The 20,683-nt window shown below is 63.4% G+C and carries 18 protein-coding genes; 8 read left to right on the top strand and 10 right to left on the bottom strand.

Annotation, left to right across the window (positions count from 1 at the left end):
* Positions 1–6: 6 nt before the first annotated feature.
* From LOY54_RS04820 to mreB, 6 genes are all read right to left on the bottom strand, one after another.
* Positions 7–3,822, bottom strand: a complete 3,816-nt coding sequence (locus LOY54_RS04820) for a YhdP family protein (RefSeq protein ID WP_258609555.1) — start codon at positions 3,820–3,822, stop codon at positions 7–9.
* Between the two features lie 88 nt (positions 3,823–3,910).
* Complete coding sequence (gene rng / locus LOY54_RS04815) at positions 3,911–5,368, bottom strand: ribonuclease G (RefSeq protein ID WP_045196314.1); 1,458 nt, start codon at positions 5,366–5,368, stop codon at positions 3,911–3,913.
* An 80-nt stretch (positions 5,369–5,448) separates the two neighbouring features.
* Complete coding sequence (locus LOY54_RS04810) at positions 5,449–6,051, bottom strand: nucleoside triphosphate pyrophosphatase (RefSeq protein WP_045196312.1); 603 nt, start codon at positions 6,049–6,051, stop codon at positions 5,449–5,451.
* A gap of 35 nt (positions 6,052–6,086) precedes the next feature.
* A complete protein-coding gene (gene mreD / locus LOY54_RS04805; RefSeq protein ID WP_045196310.1) occupies positions 6,087–6,575 on the bottom strand; it encodes a rod shape-determining protein MreD in 489 nt (162 codons plus the stop codon).
* Positions 6,575–7,642, bottom strand: a complete 1,068-nt coding sequence (gene mreC, locus LOY54_RS04800) for a rod shape-determining protein MreC (RefSeq protein ID WP_082075424.1) — start codon at positions 7,640–7,642, stop codon at positions 6,575–6,577. The genes mreD and mreC overlap by 1 nt, the downstream gene beginning before the upstream one ends.
* 167 nt (positions 7,643–7,809) lie before the next feature.
* The gene (mreB, locus tag LOY54_RS04795; RefSeq protein ID WP_008371426.1) at positions 7,810–8,847 is read right to left on the bottom strand and encodes a rod shape-determining protein MreB; all 1,038 of its coding nucleotides are present in this window, start codon (positions 8,845–8,847) and stop codon (positions 7,810–7,812) included.
* Between the two features lie 202 nt (positions 8,848–9,049).
* Between mreB and gatC the strand changes: the two genes are divergently transcribed.
* From gatC to LOY54_RS04765, 6 genes are all read left to right on the top strand, one after another.
* Positions 9,050–9,337: an Asp-tRNA(Asn)/Glu-tRNA(Gln) amidotransferase subunit GatC gene (gene gatC, locus LOY54_RS04790; RefSeq protein ID WP_045196305.1), complete on the top strand. Its 288-nt coding sequence runs from the start codon at positions 9,050–9,052 to the stop codon at positions 9,335–9,337.
* A 16-nt stretch (positions 9,338–9,353) separates the two neighbouring features.
* A complete protein-coding gene (gene gatA, locus LOY54_RS04785; protein WP_258609553.1) occupies positions 9,354–10,805 on the top strand; it encodes an Asp-tRNA(Asn)/Glu-tRNA(Gln) amidotransferase subunit GatA in 1,452 nt (483 codons plus the stop codon).
* A gap of 11 nt (positions 10,806–10,816) precedes the next feature.
* Positions 10,817–12,262, top strand: coding sequence for an Asp-tRNA(Asn)/Glu-tRNA(Gln) amidotransferase subunit GatB (gene gatB / locus LOY54_RS04780; protein ID WP_045196301.1), 1,446 nt, complete (start codon positions 10,817–10,819; stop codon positions 12,260–12,262).
* Between the two features lie 138 nt (positions 12,263–12,400).
* Complete coding sequence (locus tag LOY54_RS04775; RefSeq protein ID WP_038996967.1) at positions 12,401–12,772, top strand: septal ring lytic transglycosylase RlpA family protein; 372 nt, start codon at positions 12,401–12,403, stop codon at positions 12,770–12,772.
* A 62-nt stretch (positions 12,773–12,834) separates the two neighbouring features.
* On the top strand, positions 12,835–13,878 hold the full coding sequence (locus LOY54_RS04770; protein ID WP_258609550.1) for a calcium/sodium antiporter: 1,044 nt from the start codon (positions 12,835–12,837) through the stop codon (positions 13,876–13,878).
* Between the two features lie 10 nt (positions 13,879–13,888).
* Positions 13,889–14,266, top strand: coding sequence for a carboxymuconolactone decarboxylase family protein (locus tag LOY54_RS04765; protein WP_045196295.1), 378 nt, complete (start codon positions 13,889–13,891; stop codon positions 14,264–14,266).
* A 22-nt stretch (positions 14,267–14,288) separates the two neighbouring features.
* On the opposite strand, the gene LOY54_RS04760 is transcribed toward LOY54_RS04765, so the two are convergent.
* Both LOY54_RS04760 and LOY54_RS04755 read right to left on the bottom strand, forming a co-directional pair.
* Positions 14,289–15,662 (bottom strand): amino acid permease, encoded by a 1,374-nt coding sequence (locus LOY54_RS04760; protein WP_045196293.1) that lies wholly within the window; start codon positions 15,660–15,662, stop codon positions 14,289–14,291.
* Between the two features lie 52 nt (positions 15,663–15,714).
* Entirely contained in the window at positions 15,715–16,656 is a 942-nt protein-coding gene (locus LOY54_RS04755) for an AEC family transporter (RefSeq protein WP_093388147.1), read from the bottom strand.
* Positions 16,657–16,838: 182 nt separating this feature from the next.
* On the opposite strand from LOY54_RS04755, the gene LOY54_RS04750 reads away from it, so the two are divergent.
* Positions 16,839–18,479, top strand: a complete 1,641-nt coding sequence (locus tag LOY54_RS04750) for a phospholipase (RefSeq protein ID WP_258609548.1) — start codon at positions 16,839–16,841, stop codon at positions 18,477–18,479.
* A gap of 14 nt (positions 18,480–18,493) precedes the next feature.
* Positions 18,494–18,685 (top strand): hypothetical protein, encoded by a 192-nt coding sequence (locus tag LOY54_RS04745; protein WP_258609540.1) that lies wholly within the window; start codon positions 18,494–18,496, stop codon positions 18,683–18,685.
* A 59-nt stretch (positions 18,686–18,744) separates the two neighbouring features.
* Here the strand turns inward: LOY54_RS04745 and LOY54_RS04740 are convergent, their stop codons facing one another.
* Complete coding sequence (locus LOY54_RS04740; protein ID WP_258609538.1) at positions 18,745–19,305, bottom strand: response regulator transcription factor; 561 nt, start codon at positions 19,303–19,305, stop codon at positions 18,745–18,747.
* Positions 19,305–20,561, bottom strand: coding sequence for an ATP-binding protein (locus LOY54_RS04735; RefSeq protein ID WP_045196284.1), 1,257 nt, complete (start codon positions 20,559–20,561; stop codon positions 19,305–19,307). Before LOY54_RS04735 ends, LOY54_RS04740 begins: the two co-directional genes overlap by 1 nt.
* Positions 20,562–20,683 lie beyond the last annotated feature (122 nt).

Below are 20,683 nucleotides of genomic sequence, written 5' to 3'. Positions count from 1 at the left end.
CGGCTCCTAGCGTGATTTTTCGAAAGGTTTGATAAAGCTTATCTTAGGCTCTTTCCACGGACCCTCGACGCGATAATGCACGCTGGCGTAGCGCGCCACCCGGTCGCCGAGCAGGCGATCAACCAGGAACAGCGCCCCGCCGATGGCCGGCGCACCGACGATCAGCGCGGCAATCGGCAGGTTGTTGGTCACCGGCAGGGTCACCAGCAGGTTGGCGTCGACCCGGTCACGGACCATGTCCAGGGTGCCGTCCAGCTCAAGGTTGCTGGAGGGGCCAGTGACGGTGATCGGTTCGCGGGTCACATACACCCCTTCACTGGCCACCAGCAGGCCTTTGACCCGGTCGTAGCTCAGGCCCTTGTCGAGCAAGTCGGAGAAGTCCAGACGCAGGCGCCGGCCAATCGAGTTGAAGTTGAGCAGGCCGAACACGCGCAGGGCCTGGGCGCCACCTTCGACTTCGACGAACTGGCCTTTGCGCAAGGCGGCGTCGAGGCTGCCGGAGAAGCGCTTGAGGCCGACCCAGGCTGGCGAGCCGGGCCAGCGGCCGTCGACATCCAGGCGAAAGTCCCGGCTGGTGACGGTCGGCGCAAAGTTGAAAGCCTTGAGGATGTCCGCCAGGTTCTTGCCTTCCAGACGGCCCTTGTACCAACTGCTGCTCGCCCCTGGCGCCCCTTCCCAACCGCCATTACCGTCGATCTGCAGGCCTTTGACACTGACATCGAGGTCATTGAGGGCGATGCCCTTGGCAGTCGGACGAACTTTGACCGCCCAGCTGCCGAGCAGGTCATCGCCACGGAACAGCTTGTCGATGGAAAGATCAACGGCCGGAATCTTGCGCGGATCAATACTCGCCATCGGGTCCGGGCCGTCATCGGAAGACGCTTCGGCGGGGTCGGCGGCCGGCAGGTGAATGGTCTGCAGGTTGATCACCATTGGCGCGCCCTTGGCATCCGGGATCCGCGCGTTACCGATGACTTCCTTGCTGTCCAGGCGCACGACCCAGAGGTTGCCACCGCGATCGACACGCACCACCGCCTGCGCCAGGTTCAGGCCAAAGCCCTTGAGCTGGCCAATACTCAGGTCGACGCCACGCAGCGTCTGCTTGGCACTGCCACCCGGGTCGTTGCCGGCAAAGCGCTCGAACTGCTTCTGCCAGGGCTCCAGGTCCAGCTCGGCCAGGCGACCGCGCACACGCAGGCCCTGGCCAGGCGGCAACTGTGCGGTACCGGCGCCGAACAGCAGTTCACCGCGGCCCTGGTCGAGCTTGTCCATGGGCGCGGCGTAGATGGCCTTGGCAACGTCGGCATAAGTGACATTAAAGCGCCGCTCCGGCCCCTGCAGGCCCATGCTGAACTGGCTGTTGCGGGTCTCGTTGGCGGCCTTGCCGAACGGCGCGGGCAAATCCACCGCCAGGCCCTTGAGGCTGGAATCGACAGTCAAGGTGTTGTCGCGGCTGCCCAGGCTGACCTGCAACTGGTACGGCAGCTCCCCGGAAAGCGGCAGGGCCTGTTTGACCTGCAGCCAGTCGGTCAGTGACTTGAGCGGCATCTGCCCTTTGGCGTTGATGCGGGTCTGCATTTGCCCGGGCTTGCCTTCGGCAAAGATCTGCGCCGTGATCGGCTTGTCGAAAGCCCGCGCACTGATGTTCTCGCCGCTCAAGCCTTTGTCGAAGTCAAAGCGCAAGTCACCCTTGAGCTGATGGAGTTCCAGGGCAGGTGAAGCGATCTTCAGCCGTGCATCGCGAACATTGAAGTCAACGACCACCTTGGGTTGCTGGCCTTTGGCCAGGGGAATATCCAGCTTGAGCTTGCCCTTGAGATCGCCCTCGCCCTCCCAGCCGGCAAACATCGGCCCGGTGCCGATAGGCGCGTCCTGGAGGATCTTCAGGCCATCGACGAGCCCGCCGTCAAATTCGCCGTCCAGGTACAGGTGATTGTGCTCACCGGCGGCAACATGGGGAATGTTGACCTCGACGTTGCGTACCTGAGTATTGAGTAACTGTCCGCTTTGCGCCTTGATGCGCACACCATCGTCGTCGATAAACACGTCACCGGCGACTTTCTGCACCTGAGGCCAGCCGGGCTGAAAATCCAGGGCGGCGTCATGGACTTTGAAGAACAGGCTGATACTGCGGGCCTGCTCCGAGGCGCCGTGGTTGAGCGAGCCCTGGTACTGGAAGTAACCCTCATCGACCGCGCCCTTGAGGATCGCCGTGCGCAGCCATTCATCCAGCGCCGGGCTTAGTACTTCGGGCAGGTACTTGGCGGTGTAGCGGCCATCGCCGTCGACCAGGCCGACGCGCAGGTCCATGTAGTCTTCACGGGTTTCATCGAACAGCAGGCGAATGAGGAAGTCGCCGGCAATCTTGCCCTCCTCGCCCAGCACCTTCAGGTACGGCGCGATCAGGGTGAAGCCTTCCTGGTCCAGGCGCCAGGTCAGGCGTGCGTTGGCTTTCTGGTAATGCCAGGGTTTCTCGAAGATCGGGTACAGGTGCAGCATGAAGGCATCGGTATCCAGGCGCAGTTCGCCCTGGCCGAGGTCACCGCTGATACTGCCGCTGACATTACCGGCAGCCGGTGCACCGTGATAGGCGTCAAAGCCAACCCGCTCAAGGTTGGCAGCAAAACTCAGGCGCTGGTCGCCGGTGGCTTTAGGCCGCACATCCAGGCGCACGTTACGCAAGGCCCCGGTGACCTTGAGGCCATCGACCACGGCCATGAGTTTTTCCGGCAGCGGCGCCAGGGCGTTGATCAGCGGCGTAACCGGGGTCAGGTCGAGACGGTCGGCCTGGATCGCCCAGGTTTCCTCGCTCGACTCGGTCGCGGCCGTCTGCTTGAGCTGCACATGGGATTCCCAGCGGGTCTTGCCCAGGCTCATGGCCAGCGAGTCGACCAGCACCTCCAGGCCCTTGTCGCCGCGCTGGAACCAGGCATTGAGGGCCAGGTTGTCAATCTGCACGGGCTTGCGTTCGGCATGATTGCCGCGCAGCTCTGGCGCATTCAGGCGCACCACCGCGCTTTGCAACTGGCCCTTGCCCCAGTCCAGCCACAGCTCGCCACCGGCGCGCAGCTCAGTGGCCTGCCACTGGCCCAGCAGGCGTGGCGGCAGCCAGCGCGCCCAGTCGCTTTGCGGCAGGCTCAGGTAGGCATCGATTTCACCGTCGCGCCACTGGCTGGGGCGAATGCGGCTGCGCAGGCTCAACGCCAGTGGCTGGCCATCGGGCAGGGTCAGCCGCGCGTCCAGGCGCTGGCGCACACTGCCGGTCTGCAGGCCGAGGCTGACGTAGGTGAGGGTCATGGGTTCGCGCTGGAACGGCTCCAGGGTCACCTGGCTGTCGACCACGGTGACTTTCGACACCACCTGGATCTGCTTGAGCAGTTGCTCGGGGTCGAGTGGCTTATCGTCTTTTTTCGGCAGGCCTTCCAGGGCCCAGGCGCCGTTCTGGTCCTCGCGCAGGCTCAGTTGCAGGCCGCCAACTTCGAGGTTGGCCAGGCGCACCTGGCGCTCGACCAGGCTGGCCCACAGGTCCGGCACCAGCCTGACGCCGTCCAGGCGCAGGGCACTGGGCCCTTCGCCGACCTGGATATCGCGTACCCGCACGATCGGCGCCAGGCCGCTCCAGTGCCCTTCCAGGGCACCGATATGCACCGGCAGGCCCAGGGCTTGCTCGGCCTTGTCCTCGACCTCGGCACGGTACTCGGCCACCAGCGGGATGAACTGCCGGCCGAGACTGACATAAAGCGCCACCAACACCGCCAGCAAGGCACTGATGCCCAACCCCCAGCGGGTCAAGGCGCCGAGAACGCGCATCAGTCGTTCCATGCCTGTGGCCCTCCAGATCGTGCCTTAACTATGGCCGCAACCCGGCGGTTTGCCAGCCGGCGCACTGCGCAATGTTGTTCAGACCGAGTCAGAGGAGCACCACATCATATTGTTCCTGGGAATACATGGACTCGACCTGGAAGCGAATGGTTCGACCAATGAAGGCTTCAAGTTCGGCAACGTTACCCGATTCTTCATCCAGCAGGCGGTCGACCACTTTCTGGTTGGCCAGCACCCGGTAGCCTTCAGCCTGGTAGGCGCGGGCTTCGCGGAGGATCTCGCGGAAAATTTCGTAACAGACGGTCTCGGGGGTTTTCAGCTTGCCCCGGCCCTGGCAGCAATAGCAGGGCTCACAGAGTACCTGCTCGAGGCTTTCGCGGGTGCGCTTGCGGGTCATCTGCACCAGGCCCAGCTCGGTGATGCCGATGATGTTGGTCTTGGCGTGGTCGCGCTCCAGCTGTTTTTCCAGGGTCCGCAGTACCTGGCGCTGGTGCTCTTCATCTTCCATGTCGATGAAGTCAATGATGATGATCCCGCCGATATTGCGCAGGCGCAGTTGCCGGGCAATGGCGGTGGCCGCCTCGAGGTTGGTTTTGAAGATGGTCTCTTCAAGGTTGCGGTGGCCGACAAAAGCCCCGGTATTGACGTCGATGGTGGTCATCGCCTCGGCCGGGTCGACTACCAGGTAACCGCCGGATTTGAGCGGCACCTTGCGGTCCAGGGCGCGCTGGATCTCGTCTTCGACGCCGTAGAGGTCGAAGATCGGTCGCTCGCCCGGGTAGTGTTCCAGACGATCGGCGATTTCCGGCATCAATTCGGCGACAAACTGCGTGGTTTTCTGAAATGTTTCCCGCGAATCGATGCGGATCTTCTCGATTTTCGGGTTAACCAGATCGCGCAAAGTGCGCAGGGCCAGGCCGAGGTCTTCGTAGATTTCGGTCGGCGCGCCGACGGTCTTGATCTGCGCGCCGATCTGCTCCCAGAGCCTGCGCAGGTAGCGGATGTCCATGAGGATTTCATCGGCCCCGGCGCCTTCGGCGGCGGTACGCAGGATGAAACCACCGGCATCCTGGATATTTTCCTGGGCGATGCAGTCAGTCACCACCTGCTTGAGGCGCTCGCGCTCGGCTTCGTCTTCGATCTTCAGCGAAATACCGACATGACTGGTGCGCGGCATGTACACCAGGTACCGCGACGGGATCGACAGCTGGGTGGTCAGGCGCGCGCCCTTGGAGCCGATCGGGTCCTTGGTCACCTGCACCACCAGGCTCTGGCCTTCGTGCACCAGGGCGCTGATGCTCTCGACCGACGAGCCTTCGCGCAGGGAGATTTCCGAGGCGTGGATGAACGCCGCGCGGTCCAGGCCGATGTCGACGAAGGCCGCCTGCATGCCCGGCAGTACCCGCACCACCTTGCCTTTGTAGATGTTGCCGACGATGCCACGGCGCTGGGTACGCTCGACATGCACCTCCTGCAGTACACCGTTCTCCACCACCGCCACGCGTGATTCCATCGGTGTGATGTTGATCAGAATCTCTTCACTCATGGCAGGCTCTCGTCAAAGGACTTCAGTAATCATGGATCGCTCGCGGGCGACTGGCTAGGGCAGTTCTGGCTAATCCTCGCTCAACAGGCCGGCAGACGCTGCCAGCAGGGGATGGCGAATTGACCGAGCAGTTCGGCGGTTTCGTTCAAGGGCAGGCCGACCACGGCCGAATAGCTGCCTTCAAGGCGCTGGACGAATACCGCCCCCAGGCCCTGAATGGCGTAGCTTCCGGCCTTGTCGGCAGGTTCGCCGCTGGCCCAGTAGGCCTCGGCTTCCTCGGCACTGATGGGGCGAAACAGCACACGGCTTGTGACATTGACGCTCAGGCAACGCTGATGATCGGCCACGGCCACCGCCGTCATTACCTGGTGCTCGTGCCCGGACAGGGCTGCCAGCATGGCCAGGGCATCTTCGCGGTTTTGCGGTTTACCGAGAATTCGACCTTCGAGCACCACGGCGGTATCGGCGCCCAGCACTGCTACCGGGCCCTCGCTACCTTCGGGTAGTGACGCAAGGCCAGCGCACGCTTTTTCCCGCGCCAGACGCTCGACGTAAGCTGCTGCAGCCTCTGCGGGCAGCGGCGTCTCGTCGATCGCGGCACTGAGCGAAGTGAAGGGAACACCGATCTGGGTCAGCAACTCACGGCGGCGTGGCGAGCCAGAGGCCAGGTACAGCAGGGTCATCTTGACGTCTCCCTGTCAGCGTTGAATGTGAGTGCTCAGTTGATGCTCAGGCGTCGGCGCAGCCCACGCAGGCCATAGCTGATCCACGGCCAGAGCAAAGCGCTGATGACCGCCGACCAGATCAGCGCCAGGGTCGGCAAGCGGTTGCCGGTCAGGGCGCTGAGCCACAGCTGGATCAACTGGGCCAGGCCGAAAATCACCAGGATCACCAGGCTCTGCTGCCACATCGGGAACATCCGCAGGCGCTGTTGCAACGACAGCACCAGGAAAGTGATCAGGGTCAGCACCAGGGCGTTCTGCCCCAGCAAGGTGCCATACAGCACATCCTCAGCCAGGCCGAGGACGAATGCAGTGGTCATCCCGACCCGGTGCGGCACGGCCAGGGTCCAGAAGGCCAGCAACAGGGCCAGCCACATCGGCCGGAACACTTCGGCGAACTGCGGCATGGGCGACACGCTGAGCAGCATGCCGATCAGAAAGCTCAGCCAGATGACCCAGCCATTACGGCTGCGGGTGCTTACCATCAGTGTCTCTCCCGGGAAATGACTGGCGCGCCGGGTACCGCAGCAGGGGCTGCGGGGGCTGCCGTGGCGGGCGGATGGGCACTGGTTGCCGGTGCGGCTGGCGTCGTGGCAGCCGGCGCCGGGGTGGCCGCAGCCGGTGCAGCCGGGGCGCTGCCAGGCGCAGGCGCGGCCGCCGAAGCGGGCAGGCCCTGACGATCAGCCTCTTCCTGGGCAATCGCGGCATCGCTGGCACGTTGCTCGGGCGAGCGGCTATCGGTGAACACCAGCAGCAAGTAGCGGCTGCGGTTGAGCGCAGCGGTCGGAATCGCCCGGACAATGGCAAACGGCTGGCCTGAGTCGTGGATCACTTCCTTGACCGTGGCCACCGGGTAACCGGCCGGGAAGCGCTGGCCGAGGCCGGAGCTGACCAGCAGGTCGCCTTCCTTGATGTCGGCGGTATCGGCTACATGGCGCAGTTCGAGGCGCTCGGGGTTGCCGGTACCGCTGGCAATTGCCCGCAAGCCGTTGCGGTTGACCTGCACCGGAATGCTATGAGTGGTGTCGGTCAGCAGCAGTACCCGCGAGGTGTAGGGCATCAGTTCGACCACCTGGCCCATCAGGCCACGCGCGTCGAGCACCGGCTGACCGAGGACCACGCCATCGCGCTCGCCCTTGTTGATCAGGATCCGGTGAGTGAAAGGATTGGGATCGACGCCGATCAGCTCAGCAACTTCGACCTTCTCGTTGACCAGCGCCGAAGAGTTGAGCAACTCGCGCAGGCGCACGTTCTGCTCGGTCAGGGCCGCCAGCTTCTGCAGGCGACCTTGCAGGAGCAAGGCTTCGGTCTTGAGTTTTTCGTTTTCAGCGGCGAGTTCGGTACGGCTGCCAAACTGGCTGGCAACCCCCTGCCACACGCGCTGGGGCAGATCGGTAACCAGGTAGGACGGCATCAGCACCAGGCCCATCTGGCTACGCATTGGCTTGAGCAGGGTGAAGCGCGCGTCGACCACCATCAGGGTGATCGACAGCACAACCAGCACGAGCAGGCGTACGCCCAGCGAAGGGCCCTTGGCGAAAAGCGGTTTAATGGGCCGCTCCTCGTGGACGACGATTCAAGAGGTCATTCATACGGCAACGCACCGGCCTGCTTGCGGATTGACGGAAAACGACGCCCACACGGACGTCAGCCCAGCACATACAGGTAGCACTGTGGGCACTACCTGTAAACCGGGCGGCGTGAACTGCGGGCTCCGGCTTATTCGCTGGAGAGCAGGTCCATGGTGTGTTTGTCCATCATTTCCAGGGCACGGCCACCACCGCGAGCTACGCAGGTCAGCGGGTCTTCGGCGACGATTACCGGCAGGCCGGTTTCCTGTGCCAGCAGCTTGTCGAGGTCGCGCAGCAGGGCGCCACCACCGGTCAGCACCAGGCCACGCTCGGCGATGTCCGAAGCCAGCTCCGGCGGCGACTGCTCCAGGGCGCTCTTGACCGCCTGGACGATGGTCGCCAGGGATTCCTGCAACGCTTCCAGCACTTCGTTGGAGTTCAGGGTGAAGGCACGTGGCACGCCCTCGGCCAGGTTGCGGCCGCGGACATCGACTTCACGAACTTCGCCACCCGGATAGGCGGTACCGATTTCCTGCTTGATGCGCTCGGCGGTGGACTCACCGATCAGGCTGCCGTAGTTGCGGCGCACGTAGGTGACGATGGCTTCGTCGAAACGGTCGCCACCGACCCGTACGGATTCGGCGTAAACCACACCGTTCAAGGAGATCAGCGCGATTTCAGTGGTACCACCACCGATATCGACGACCATCGAACCGCGGGCTTCCTCGACCGGCAGGCCGGCACCGATGGCGGCGGCCATTGGCTCTTCGATCAGGAACACTTCACGGGCACCGGCGCCCAGCGCCGACTCACGAATGGCCCGGCGCTCGACCTGGGTCGATTTGCACGGCACGCAGATCAGTACCCGCGGGCTTGGCTGCAGGAAGCTGTTTTCGTGAACCTTGTTGATGAAGTACTGCAGCATTTTTTCACAAACGCTGAAATCGGCGATCACGCCGTCTTTCATCGGACGAATGGCAGCAATGTTGCCAGGCGTACGGCCCAGCATGCGCTTTGCCTCGGTACCGACAGCGACGACACTTTTCTGGTTGCCGTGAGTACGAATGGCCACAACCGATGGCTCATTCAGGACGATACCGCGCTCACGCACGTAAATAAGGGTGTTGGCAGTGCCCAGGTCGATGGAAAGATCGCTGGAAAACATGCCACGCAGTTTCTTGAACATGGGAAAGTGACCCTAGGCAACGCGTGGGTAAAAAAGTGCGGCAAACTCTAACAACGGCGGGGATTTTGGGCAAGGCACCAATATGTTAAATTGGCGGTTTTTCCGAGCAAGCCTGCACATGATCGCGGCCTTATGACCGTAATACTGCCAGCATGTTCCTCATCGCGGAGCAAATCCGTTTCTGTTTTCCCAGGAGATCCCCATGGCGCTTGAACGCTGCGACGTGGAAAAGATCGCTCATTTGGCCCGACTGGGCCTGAATGAAGCCGATCTGCCACGCACTACCGATGCCCTGAACAGTATTCTGGGACTGGTCGACCAGATGCAAGCGGTCGACACCACTGGCATCGAGCCACTGGCCCACCCTCTGGAAGCCACCCAGCGCCTGCGCGCCGACGTGGTAACAGAAAGTAACCATCGCGACAGCTACCAGGCCATCGCCCCGGCGACGGAAAACGGCCTGTACCTGGTTCCGAAAGTCATCGAGTAAGGGAATAGAGCCTGCCATGCATCAACTGACCCTGGCCGAGATCGCCCGCGGACTCGCCGACAAGAAGTTTTCTTCCGAAGAGCTGACCCGCGCCCTGTTGGCGCGCATCAACCAGCTCGACCCGCAAATCAACAGCTTCATCAGCGTCACCGAAGACCTGGCCATCAGCCAGGCCCGGGCCGCCGACGCCCGCCGCGCCGCCGGCGAGAGCGGCGCCCTGCTCGGTGCACCGATCGGCCACAAGGACCTGTTCTGCACCCAGGGTATCCGCACCAGCTGCGGCTCGAAGATGCTCGACAACTTCAAGGCGCCGTATGACGCCACCGTGGTCAGCAAGCTGGCCGAAGCTGGCGCCGTGACCCTGGGCAAGACCAACATGGACGAATTCGCCATGGGTTCGGCCAACGAGAGCAGCTACTACGGCGCGGTGAAAAACCCGTGGAACCTCGAGCACGTGCCGGGCGGTTCGTCCGGTGGCTCGGCGGCCGCAGTTGCCGCGCGCCTGCTGCCTGGCGCCACCGCCACCGACACCGGTGGTTCGATCCGACAGCCGGCAGCGCTGACCAGCCTGACCGGGCTGAAACCGACCTACGGTCGGGTTTCGCGCTGGGGCATGATTGCCTACGCCTCGAGCCTCGACCAGGCCGGCCCGCTGGCCCGCACTGCCGAAGACTGCGCGCTGCTGCTGCAAGGCATGGCCGGTTTCGACGCCAAGGACTCCACCAGCATCGACGAACCGGTGCCGGACTACAGCGCCAGCCTCAACGCCTCGCTCCAGGGCTTGCGCATCGGCCTGCCGAAGGAATACTTCGGCGCCGGCCTCGACCCGCGCATCGCCGACCTGGTCCAGGCCAGCGTCAAGGAGCTGGAAAAGCTCGGCGCGGTGGTCAAGGAAATCAGCCTGCCGAACATGCAGCACGCCATCCCGGCCTACTACGTGATCGCCCCGGCGGAAGCCTCGTCCAACCTGTCGCGTTTCGACGGTGTACGTTTCGGCTACCGCTGCGAGAGCCCGGTCGACCTCACCGACCTGTACAAGCGCTCCCGCGGCGAAGGCTTCGGCGTTGAAGTACAGCGCCGGATCATGGTCGGGGCCTACGCCCTGTCGGCCGGTTACTACGATGCCTACTACCTGCAGGCACAGAAAATCCGCCGTCTGATCAAGAACGATTTCATGGCGGCGTTCAACGACGTCGACGTGATCCTCGGCCCGACCACGCCAAACCTGGCCTGGAAGATCGGCGCCAAGAACAACGACCCGGTCGCCGAGTACCTGGAAGACGTCTACACCATCACCGCCAACCTCGCCGGCTTGCCAGGCCTGTCGATGCCGGCCGGTTTCGTCGATGGTCTGCCGGTTGGCGTGCAGCTGCTGGCACCGTATTTCCACGAAGGCCGCCTGCTCAACGTCGCGCACCGCTATCAGCAAGTGACTGACTGGCACACTCGCGCACCTAACGGCTTCTGAGGGATCACCACATGCAATGGGAAGTTGTCATCGGGCTGGAGATTCACACCCAGCTCGCCACCCAGTCGAAGATTTTCTCCGGCAGCGCCACCACTTTCGGCTCCGAGCCGAACACCCAGGCCAGCCTGATCGATCTGGGCATGCCCGGCGTACTGCCGGTGCTCAACCAGGAAGCGGTGCGCATGGCCTGCATGTTCGGCCTGGCCATCGATGCCGAGATCGGCCAGCACAACGTGTTCGCGCGCAAGAACTACTTCTACCCCGACCTGCCCAAGGGCTACCAGATCAGCCAGATGGAACTGCCGATCGTCGGCAAGGGCCACCTGGACATCGCCCTCGAAGACGGCACGGTCAAGCGCGTCGGCATCACCCGTGCGCACCTTGAAGAAGACGCCGGCAAGAGCCTGCACGAAGACTTCAGCGGCTCCACCGGCATCGACCTCAACCGCGCCGGCACCCCGCTGCTGGAGATCGTCTCCGAGCCGGACATGCGCAACGCCAAGGAGGCCGTGGCCTACGTCAAGGCCATCCACGCCCTGGTGCGCTACCTGGGCATCTGCGACGGCAACATGGCCGAAGGCTCGCTGCGTTGCGACTGCAACGTCTCGGTACGCCCCAAGGGCCAGGCCGAGTTCGGTACCCGCTGCGAGATCAAGAACGTCAACTCGTTCCGCTTCATCGAGCGCGCGATCAACACCGAAGTGCAGCGCCAGATCGAGCTGATCGAAGACGGCGGCCGGGTCATCCAGGAAACCCGCCTGTACGATCCGAACAAGGACGAGACCCGCTCCATGCGCAGCAAGGAGGAAGCCAACGACTACCGTTACTTCCCCGACCCGGACCTGCTGCCGGTGGTCATCGAAAGCGCCTTCCTTGAAGAGGTGCGCGCCACCTTGCCGGAACTGCCACCGCAAAAGCGTGAGCGCTTCCAGAGCCAGTTCGGCCTTTCGGCCTATGACGCCAACGTCCTGGCGACCAGCCGCGAACAGGCCGACTACTTCGAACAAGTGGTCGGTGTGTGCGGCGACGCCAAGCTTGCCGCCAACTGGGTCATGGTCGAGCTGGGCAGCCTGCTGAACAAGCTGGGCCTGGAAATCGACCAGTCGCCGGTCACTGCCGAGCACCTGGGCGGCATGCTCAAGCGCATCCTCGACAACACCATCAGCGGCAAGATTGCCAAGGTGGTGTTCGAGAAGATGGCCGCCGGCGACGGCGATGCCGACCAGATCATCGAAGCCGAGGGCCTTAAGCAGGTCACCGACAGCGGTGCGATCGAGAAGGTCCTGGACGAAGTGCTGGCCGCCAACGCCGAGCAGGTCGAGCAATACCGCGCTGCGGATGAAGCCAAGCGCGGCAAGATGTTCGGCTTCTTCGTCGGCCAGGCCATGAAAGCCTCCAAAGGCAAGGCCAACCCGCAGCAAGTGAACCAATTGCTCAAGAGCAAGCTCGAAGGGTAATCGCGTCGCCTGCTAAATCGCGGGTCAAGTCGGGTCGCCGCACCGCCGCTCCCACAGGATTGATGATAACCCTGTGGGAGCGGCGGTGCGGCGACCCGACTTGACCGGCGATGGCCACCCTACGGAGCATCTGCATACATGTGGCGTCCCCTCAGCGCACTCGCGCTTTTCACCCTGCTGGCCGGCTGCGCCAGCCACGATATCGACCCCCGCGGTTACGACAAGACCGGCACCGCCTCCTATTACGGCTCCCGTCACCACGGTAAACGCACCGCCAGTGGCGAGCCTTTCAACCAGCACGGCATGACCGCCGCCCACCGCAGCCTGCCCTTCGGCACGCGGGTCAAGGTCACCAACCTCAACAACGAACGCAGCGTCGTGGTGCGCATCAACGACCGCGGCCCGCATACCCGTGGCCGGCTGATCGACCTGTCGCGCGCCGCCGCGGAAAAACTCGGGATGATCCGTAGCGGAACCGCGCGCGTACGGGTACAAAGTCTCAGCGATTGACCTGACCCCGGAGCCCGACCATTTTCGACCTGGCCGCTTTACCCACTTTCAGCCTGCTGCAGTTGAGCATCGGCCTGCTGTTGCTGATCGCCGGCGCCGAACTGCTGGTGCGCGCCGCCCTGCGCCTGGCCGCCAGCCTGCAAGTGCGGCCATTGATCATCGGCCTGAGCCTGGTGGCATTCGGCAGCAGCGCGCCGCAACTGACCGTCAGCCTGCAGGCGGCCTACACCGGCGCGCCGGATGTCGCGGTCGGCAGCGTGATCGGCAGTAACATCTTCAACATCCTCGTGACCCTGGGCCTGGCCGCGCTGATCATCCCGCTGCGGGTCTCGCGCCAGCTGGTTCGCCTGGACATCCCGCTGATGATCGCCGCGAGCCTGGCGGTGTACCTGCTGGCCTTCAACGAACTGCTCGGGCGCCTGGAGGGCGCCCTGCTGCTGTGTGGCCTGTTCGGCTACCTGGCGATCCTCTGGCACCAGTCCCGACACCATGCCCGTACCTACCCCACCCCCGGCCCGCGCCCACAGCGCGGCGGCCGCTTCTGGCTTGGTAGTGTGCTGCTGATGCTGGCCGGGCTTGGCCTGCTCAGCCTGGCCGGTCATCTGCTGCTGGAGGCAGCGGTAGAGGTGGCGCAGGACCTGGGCCTGTCGGAACGGGTCATCGGCCTGACTGTGGTCGCGGTCTGCACCTCGCTACCGGAACTGGCCACCTCGCTGATCGCCGCCCTGCGTGGCGAGCGGGAGATCGCCGTGGGCAACGTGATCGGCAGCAACCTGTTCAACCTGCTGGCGGTGCTCGGCCTGACCGCGTTGGTCGCCCCCGAGCCGCTGTCGATCTCGCCCAATGCCCTGGCCTTCGACCTGCCGGTGATGCTCGGAGTCGCGGTGCTGGCGCTGCCGGTGTTCTACTCCGGTTACCGGGTGACCCGCGCCGAAGGGCTGGTGTTCCTCTGCCTGTATCTGGCTTATGGTCTGCATGTGGTGGCCTTCACCACCGGCATGCCGCTGGCCAGCCGACTTGAAAAACTGATGCTGTTCTACGCATTGCCAGCACTGGGGGCGTTGCTGCTGTACACCACCCTGCGTGCCTGGCGCCGCCAACACTAAGGAAAACAACATGGGCGACAACAACAAATCCGGCGAACAGGTTCGCCGCCAGGTCATGGGCGATGCCTTCGTCGATCGCGCTTTGAGCAATGCCACCGACTTCAGCCAGCCGCTGCAGGACTTCGTCAACGAACATGCCTGGGGCAGCGTCTGGAGCCGCGAAGGCCTGCCGCTGAAAACCCGCAGCCTGATCACCCTCGCCGCCCTCACCGCACTCAAATGCCCGCAGGAGCTCAAGGGCCACGTGCGTGGCGCCCTGAACAACGGTTGTACGGTCGAGGAGATTCGCGAGGCGCTGCTGCACTGCGCGGTGTACGCCGGCGTGCCGGCAGCGGTCGATGCCTTTCGCGCCGCCCAGGAAGTGATCGACAGCTACCCGCAGAGCTGATCGATCACTTGCGCCAAGGCCGTCAGTTGCTGACGACGACGGCCTTCTGACTTTTCTTCTTCAGCCAGAACGCCACACCCAGGGTGGCGATCCAGGCCGGGATCAACATCACCGAAATGCGGATCGGCGGAGTCAGGTACATCACCACCAGAATCAGCCCGATGAAGGCCAGGCACAGGTAGTTGGTCACCGGGTGGCCCCAGCTCTTGTAGAAGGTCGACTCGCCCGACGCCTGCTTGGCGCGGCGGAATTTAAGGTGGGTGATGCTGATGCTGGCCCAGTTGATCACCAGCGCCGAGACTGCCAGAGCCATCAGCAGGCCGAAGGCTTCGCCCGGCATCAGGTAGTTGATCAGCACGCACAAGCCGGTGGCCAGGGCAGAAACACCGAGGGCCGTCAGCGGCACGCCACGGCGGTTGACCTTGAGCAGCGCACGCGGCGCGTCACCCTGGCTGGCCAGACCGAACAGCATGCGGCTGTTGCAGTACACGCAGCTGTTGTACACCGACAGCGCGGCGGTCAGTACCACCACGTTGAGGATGGTCGCTACCAGGTTGCTGTCCAGGTTGTGGAAGATCATCACGAACGGGCTGCCGCCCTGCACCACCTTCTGCCACGGGTACAGCGATAGCAGCACCGCCAGGGCGCCGATGTAGAAAATCAGGATGCGATAGACCACCTGGTTGGTGGCACGCGGGATGCTGTGGCGCGGGTTGTCGGCTTCGGCAGCGGTGATACCGACCAGTTCCAGGCCGCCGAAGGAGAACATGATCACCGCCATGGCCATCAGCAAACCGCTGAAGCCATTGGGGAAGAAGCCGCCGTACTGCCAGAGGTTGGCGACACTGGCGTCCGGCCCGCCATTGCCGCTGGCCAGCAGCCAGGCGCCAAAACCGATCATGCTGACGATGGCGATGACCTTGACCAGGGCGAACCAGAACTCCATTTCGCCATAGACCTTCACCTGGGTGAGGTTGATCAGGTTGATCACCACGAAGAAGATCGCCGCCGTCGCCCAGGTCGGGAAGTCCGGCCACCAGTACTGCACGTAGATACCCACGGCCGTCAGCTCGGCCATGCCGACCAGCACATAGACCACCCAGTAGTTCCAGCCGGAAACAAAACCGGCGAACTCGTTCCAGTAGCGGTGGGCAAAGTGGCTGAAGCTGCCGGCTACCGGCTCGTCGACCACCATCTCGCCCAGCTGGCGCATGATAAAGAACGCCATCAGGCCGGCAATCGCATACCCCAGCAGCACGGCCGGACCGGCCATCTGGATGGTCTGGGCAATACCCAGGAACAGGCCGGTACCGATGGCGCCACCCAGGGCAATCAACTGGATATGGCGATTCTTCAACCCGCGCTGTAATCGCTCTGGGGGGTTCTGTTCTTGCATGAAATGTCCTTGAAGGTGGAAGGCAGTGTTGGCTTTATTGTCGGCACAGAATCTAGATCCAGCCGCCCCACTGCAAGAGGAAAATGCCGATATTCGTGGTTATGGCGGCCATCAGCGTAGTAATTACGATGATCGAGGCGGCCAGTTCATGGTTACCGTTGGCCGCGCGGGCCATCACATAACTGGCCGCGGCGGTCGGGCTGCCGATGTACAGGAACAGGATACCCAGCTCCGCGCCGCGAAAGCCGCAAAGCCAGGCCGCCAGGGTGCCGATCACCGGCAACCAGATCATCTTCACCAGGCTGGCGCTGACCGCCAGGCCACCGCTTTCGCGCAGTGACGCCAGCGACAGGGTACCGCCAATGCAGATCAATGCCAGCGGCAGGGTCATCTGCGCCAGGTAATCACCGGAGGTCAGCAACCAGTTGGGCAGCGGCACTTGCCCGTAGGCCATGGGCGTGGCGAGCAGCACGCTGATGATCAGCGGGTTGCGCAGGATACTCTTGCAGATGCTCCAGGGGTCGGACTTCATGCTCGGGCTGTACACCGCCAGCACCACCGACGACAGCGAGTTGTACAGCAGTATCACCAGGCCGGCGAGGATCGCCCCCAGCGAAATGCCGTAATCGCCATACATGCTTGCCGCCAGTGCCAGGCCGATAACCCCGTTGTTGCCGCGAAAGCCGCCCTGGGTGTAGATGCCGCGGTCTTCACGCGGGCAGCGCCACAGGGCGAAGCCCCAGGCCAGGGCAAAACTGCCCAGGGTGGCGACCACGAAGAACACCAGCAGCCCGGGCTTGACCGCCGCCGTCAGGTCGGCGTGGTAGATCCCCAAAAACAGCAGAGCCGGCATGCACACGTTGAACACCAGCGACGAGGCGGTGTGGATGAAGCCGTCGTTGATGGCCTTGATACGTTTGAGCAGCACGCCCATGAACAGCATGGCGAACACCGGCGCCGTGATGTTCAGCGTCTGGATAAAGAGGGCGAGCATGCAGGGTGGTCCCGATGGCTGTCGTTAGGGGGCTAATGATACGTCAGCCACCGATTGATGAATCGTATTCCTGTGTAAGAAAAAAGAGTTGTTGACGTAGGAAATGGTTTGGATATGATCTAAACAACTGTACATACATACAGTTGTTTAGGTAAATCCATGACATCTCAAAGGAGTTGAATATGTCAGGTATGCAAACTGGACTGCACGCCCAAAAGGCGCTCGCCACCACCGTGGTCGCCGACCTCGACGCCCTGTTCAGCGTCAGCGGCATCAACATTCCCGGCTCTGACGCCCGCCTGGTGCTGGTGCTCGACGGCCATCACACGATCAAGTACCACCGCCTTGGCCTGGCGGCCAAACCGCCTGCCAGTGGCAAGCCGGTACTGCGCTTCGAAGGCGGCGAACACACCGCCATCGGCGACAACACCCTGCTGCGCTTCAGCCACGACAGCGCGCCGATCCCGGCCTGGAAAGTCGCCCTGCACCTGGCCAATGGCCTGAGCCTAAGCTACGGCCAGATCGTCGCCCTGGGTGGTGATTTCTATGGCATTCCCGAGCGGCCGATTGCCGATGGCGCCACAGCCGAAGAACGCGTTGAACGTTTTGTCGCCGCCTTTGATTCACTGGCCGTGCTTCCCGCCTCCCGGGAAGAAGCCGGCAAGATCCTCGCGGTCATGCAGCGGGAAATCGCCGCCGCCAACCAGGCGATCAAAGACGGTCGCCAGCCTCATGAAGCCTACGACCAGTTGGGCGACACCCTCTCGGAAGAGTGGAACAAGATCACCGGCGGCGGCAGTTTCGTCTCGCCGATGTTCCCCCTGGGTCGCTATCTCAAGCTGGCCGCCAGCAACTGGGACCACTTCGGTGAATGGGCGCTGCTGGCGTATGTCGCCGGCCATACCGCCGCCTTGCGCCAGGCCGTGAAAGCTCGCGCCAGCGGCGATGACGGGCAGCTGGAACTGGCCTACGCGATGAACGCCTTCGCCGACCACTTCCTCACTGACCTGTTCTCCGCCGGCCACGTGCGGGTCCCGCGCAAGGCGATCAAGGACAACGTCACCCCGGCCGATCTCGGCTCGCTGATCTCGCGCTTCATGCACGATGAAGACAGCAAGTACGGCCTGGTGCTGCGCAATGCCCAGGGCGATACCTGGCGCGGCTATGGCGACAAGCGCTACTTCGACAGCATCGACGTCGCCAACCGCAAACAGGTGGGCCTGGCGGTGCAGAAGTCTGCCGATGAGATCTTCCAGGCATTCGACACCGGCAACCTGCCGGCGCCGACAGCCTATGGTGCGCTGCGCATCGCCGCTGACTTGCAAGCTGCCGTGGAAGGACAGGTGCCAGGCAACTTCGCCCCACTGTTTGCCCTGCGCAACGGCAAGCTGATGCGCCGCGCCGACGTCAACAACCTCAATGACCCGGCGCAGATCGACAACTGGTGGGGCTGGAGTACCTACCTGCTGCTCAAGGACTACAGCCCGAACAAACCCACCGGCTACCTCGATGCCCCTGCCAGCGCCCCGAGCATTCGCGCCGACGGCTGGCAAACCCAGGTACCGAGCCAGCCCAACTGGCTGCCCGGCCATGCCGTGCGTTATGCGGTGAGCGTGGTCAACGGTTTCAACGAGTCCTACATTGGCCCGTGGAGCGACTACGCCGAACTGACCGAGCGCTTCCAACCGACCCTGACGGTGCCGCTGGACACCTCCGGCAAGTCGGTGTCGCGCAATCTGTTCCGCCAGTTCCGCGGCGGCTCGCCGGAACTGATCGCCTCGCTGGATGCGAGCACCACGACCTATATCGATCAACAGCCGTGATAAGGAAATCACTCATGAGCATTACCCTGAACATTGAGCTGGCGTCGGGCCAGTCCCTCAAGGATGTACCCCTGGAGCTGCTGCGCGATGGCGTGGTGGTGGGTCGGGCCAAGCTGGCTGAAAGCGGCAAGGTGGTATTCGATGCCGCGCCCGGGGCCGAACAACTGGCAGTGCGGGTGGATCGAATGATCCTCGGCGGCAAATAAATTGATCGCGGGGTAAGCCCGCTCCTACAGTAGGAGCGGGCTTGCCCCGCGATAGTCAGTCAGCGCCGAACCGGGCGCTTTTGCAGCTTGCGCTGCAAGGTCCGCCGGTGCATGCCCAGGGCCCGGGCGGTGGCGGAGATATTACCTTCATGTTCAGTCAGCACGCGCTGGATGTGTTCCCACTGCAGGCGGTCCACCGACATCGGGTTTTCCGGCACCAGGCTGTCGAGGTCGGCGTGCTCGGAAAGCAGCGCGGCCAGCACATCGTCGGCGTCGGCCGGCTTGCACAGGTAGTTGCAGGCACCGCGCTTGATAGCCTCGACCGCGGTGGCGATGCTCGAGTAACCGGTGAGGATCACCACGCGCATTTCCGGGTCCAGTTCCAGCAGCTTGGGCAACAGTACCAGGCCCGAATCGCCATCCATCTTCAGGTCCAGCGTGGCATAGTCCGGCACGTCGTCCTGGGCGATTTTCAGGCCCTCTTCGGCAGAACCTGCAGTGCTCACGCGAAAGCCGCGGCGACTCATGGCCCGGGCCATTACCCGGGTAAAAGTGGCGTCGTCGTCAACCAGCAGCAGGTGCGGCAGCTCTTCGCCTTCAACCTGGATTTCATCATTCATCACACATCTCCTCGCGCGTCACGCGGCAGGCGCAGCTCGGTAAGCGTACCGCCTTCTTCATGACTATAGAGTTTTACCGAGCCGCCAGCACGGGTCACGCTGGCCTTGCTCAAGAACAGGCCCAGGCCGAAGCCTTTGCCCTTGGTGGTAAAGAAGGGTTTGCCGATCGATTCGGCAATCGCTGCCGGCACGCCCGGGCCGTGGTCGCGGATGCTGATGACCATGTCCTGGGCGTCCCAGTCCAGGCGCACTTCCAGGTCGTCCGGGCAAGCATCGGCGGCATTGTTCAACAGGTTCAGCAAGGCCTGGGTGAGGTCCGGCGGCGGCGCCAGGCGCGGCACATTGCCCTGGCCCAGGCGCTGGAAGCGGTAACTGGCCTCGGGGCGCATCAGGTGCCAGCGGTTGAGCGCTTCGTCGAGCCAGAAGGTCACTTCCTGGTTCTCGACCGCCAGGCGTCGGTTGGCTTCAGCAGCACGCACCAGGTTCTGCAGGGTCTCCTTGCACAGCTTGACCTGGTCCTGCAGCACCGCCAGGTCTTCCTGCAGCAGCGGGTCGCTGTGGTCCTGGCGCATTTCCTTGATCAATACGCTCATGGTCGCCAGCGGCGTGCCCAGCTCATGGGCAGCGCCAGCGGCCTGGGTGGCCACGGCCAGCAGTTGCTGGTCGCGCAGGCCCTCCTCTCGGCGTTCGGCGCGCAGTTGCTCCTGGCGGCGCAGCTCTTCGGCCATCTTCGCGGCGAAGAAGGTAATCACCGCCGCTGCCAGGGCGATACTCAGCCACATGCCGTAGACCTGCATCTTCTCCCGGGCCATAGGGAAGGTCTCGAGCGGATAGAACTGCACCAGCAGCAAGCTGTAGGCGGCCAGGGCAATACCGGAGAGGATCAGCGAATAGACCCAGGGCAAGGTCACCGCGGCAATGGCCAGCGGCACCAGGTAATAGGACACGAAGGGGTTGGTCGAACCGCCCGAGTAATACAGCAAGGCACTGTGGATCAGCAGGTCACAGGCCAGCTGGAAGGCATATTCCAGCTCGGTGACCGGCAGGGTCAGGCGCAGGCGCAGGGCCGTGAACGCGCACAGCAGCATCGACAGGCCGAGGGTGATGACCAGCGACAGCCACGGCAGCGGCAGCAGTTCGGTCCAGTAGGCGACACCAACCGAGCCGGCCTGGGCGGCAAGCACCAGGATGCGGATGAAGGTCAGGCGCCAGAGGTTCTGACGGGTTGCAGACAGCATTTGTACGGGGGCGAGCATGAGCTCTCCTGATGAGTGCTCCAGGCGAATCGTCGCGAGTATACCGAAGCTGCGGCCTGGTCTGCAGTGATGCGGCAAAGCGCCACACTTTTTTACATAACAATGATGGCCATTTTGAACCT

The sequence above is a fragment of the Pseudomonas sp. B21-032 genome (assembly GCF_024748965.1).
In the GTDB taxonomy this organism is placed as follows: Bacteria; Pseudomonadota; Gammaproteobacteria; order Pseudomonadales; family Pseudomonadaceae; genus Aquipseudomonas.
Note: the sequence above shows the minus strand (reverse complement) of the source record. Positions and strands in the feature narration are given on the sequence as shown.

Coding starts and splice junctions, on each gene's coding strand:
- LOY54_RS04820 (WP_258609555.1), bottom strand. CDS start 3,822: ATGGAACGACTGATGCGCGTTCTCGGCGCCTTGACCCGCTGGGGGTTG.
- rng (WP_045196314.1), bottom strand. CDS start 5,368: ATGAGTGAAGAGATTCTGATCAACATCACACCGATGGAATCACGCGTG.
- mreD (WP_045196310.1), bottom strand. CDS start 6,575: ATGGTAAGCACCCGCAGCCGTAATGGCTGGGTCATCTGGCTGAGCTTT.
- gatC (WP_045196305.1), top strand. CDS start 9,050: ATGGCGCTTGAACGCTGCGACGTGGAAAAGATCGCTCATTTGGCCCGA.
- gatB (WP_045196301.1), top strand. CDS start 10,817: ATGCAATGGGAAGTTGTCATCGGGCTGGAGATTCACACCCAGCTCGCC.
- LOY54_RS04775 (WP_038996967.1), top strand. CDS start 12,401: ATGTGGCGTCCCCTCAGCGCACTCGCGCTTTTCACCCTGCTGGCCGGC.
- LOY54_RS04760 (WP_045196293.1), bottom strand. CDS start 15,662: ATGCAAGAACAGAACCCCCCAGAGCGATTACAGCGCGGGTTGAAGAAT.
- LOY54_RS04765 (WP_045196295.1), top strand. CDS start 13,889: ATGGGCGACAACAACAAATCCGGCGAACAGGTTCGCCGCCAGGTCATG.
- mreB (WP_008371426.1), bottom strand. CDS start 8,847: ATGTTCAAGAAACTGCGTGGCATGTTTTCCAGCGATCTTTCCATCGAC.
- LOY54_RS04745 (WP_258609540.1), top strand. CDS start 18,494: ATGAGCATTACCCTGAACATTGAGCTGGCGTCGGGCCAGTCCCTCAAG.
- gatA (WP_258609553.1), top strand. CDS start 9,354: ATGCATCAACTGACCCTGGCCGAGATCGCCCGCGGACTCGCCGACAAG.
- LOY54_RS04810 (WP_045196312.1), bottom strand. CDS start 6,051: ATGACCCTGCTGTACCTGGCCTCTGGCTCGCCACGCCGCCGTGAGTTG.
- LOY54_RS04740 (WP_258609538.1), bottom strand. CDS start 19,305: ATGAATGATGAAATCCAGGTTGAAGGCGAAGAGCTGCCGCACCTGCTG.
- LOY54_RS04735 (WP_045196284.1), bottom strand. CDS start 20,561: ATGCTCGCCCCCGTACAAATGCTGTCTGCAACCCGTCAGAACCTCTGG.
- LOY54_RS04750 (WP_258609548.1), top strand. CDS start 16,839: ATGTCAGGTATGCAAACTGGACTGCACGCCCAAAAGGCGCTCGCCACC.
- LOY54_RS04755 (WP_093388147.1), bottom strand. CDS start 16,656: ATGCTCGCCCTCTTTATCCAGACGCTGAACATCACGGCGCCGGTGTTC.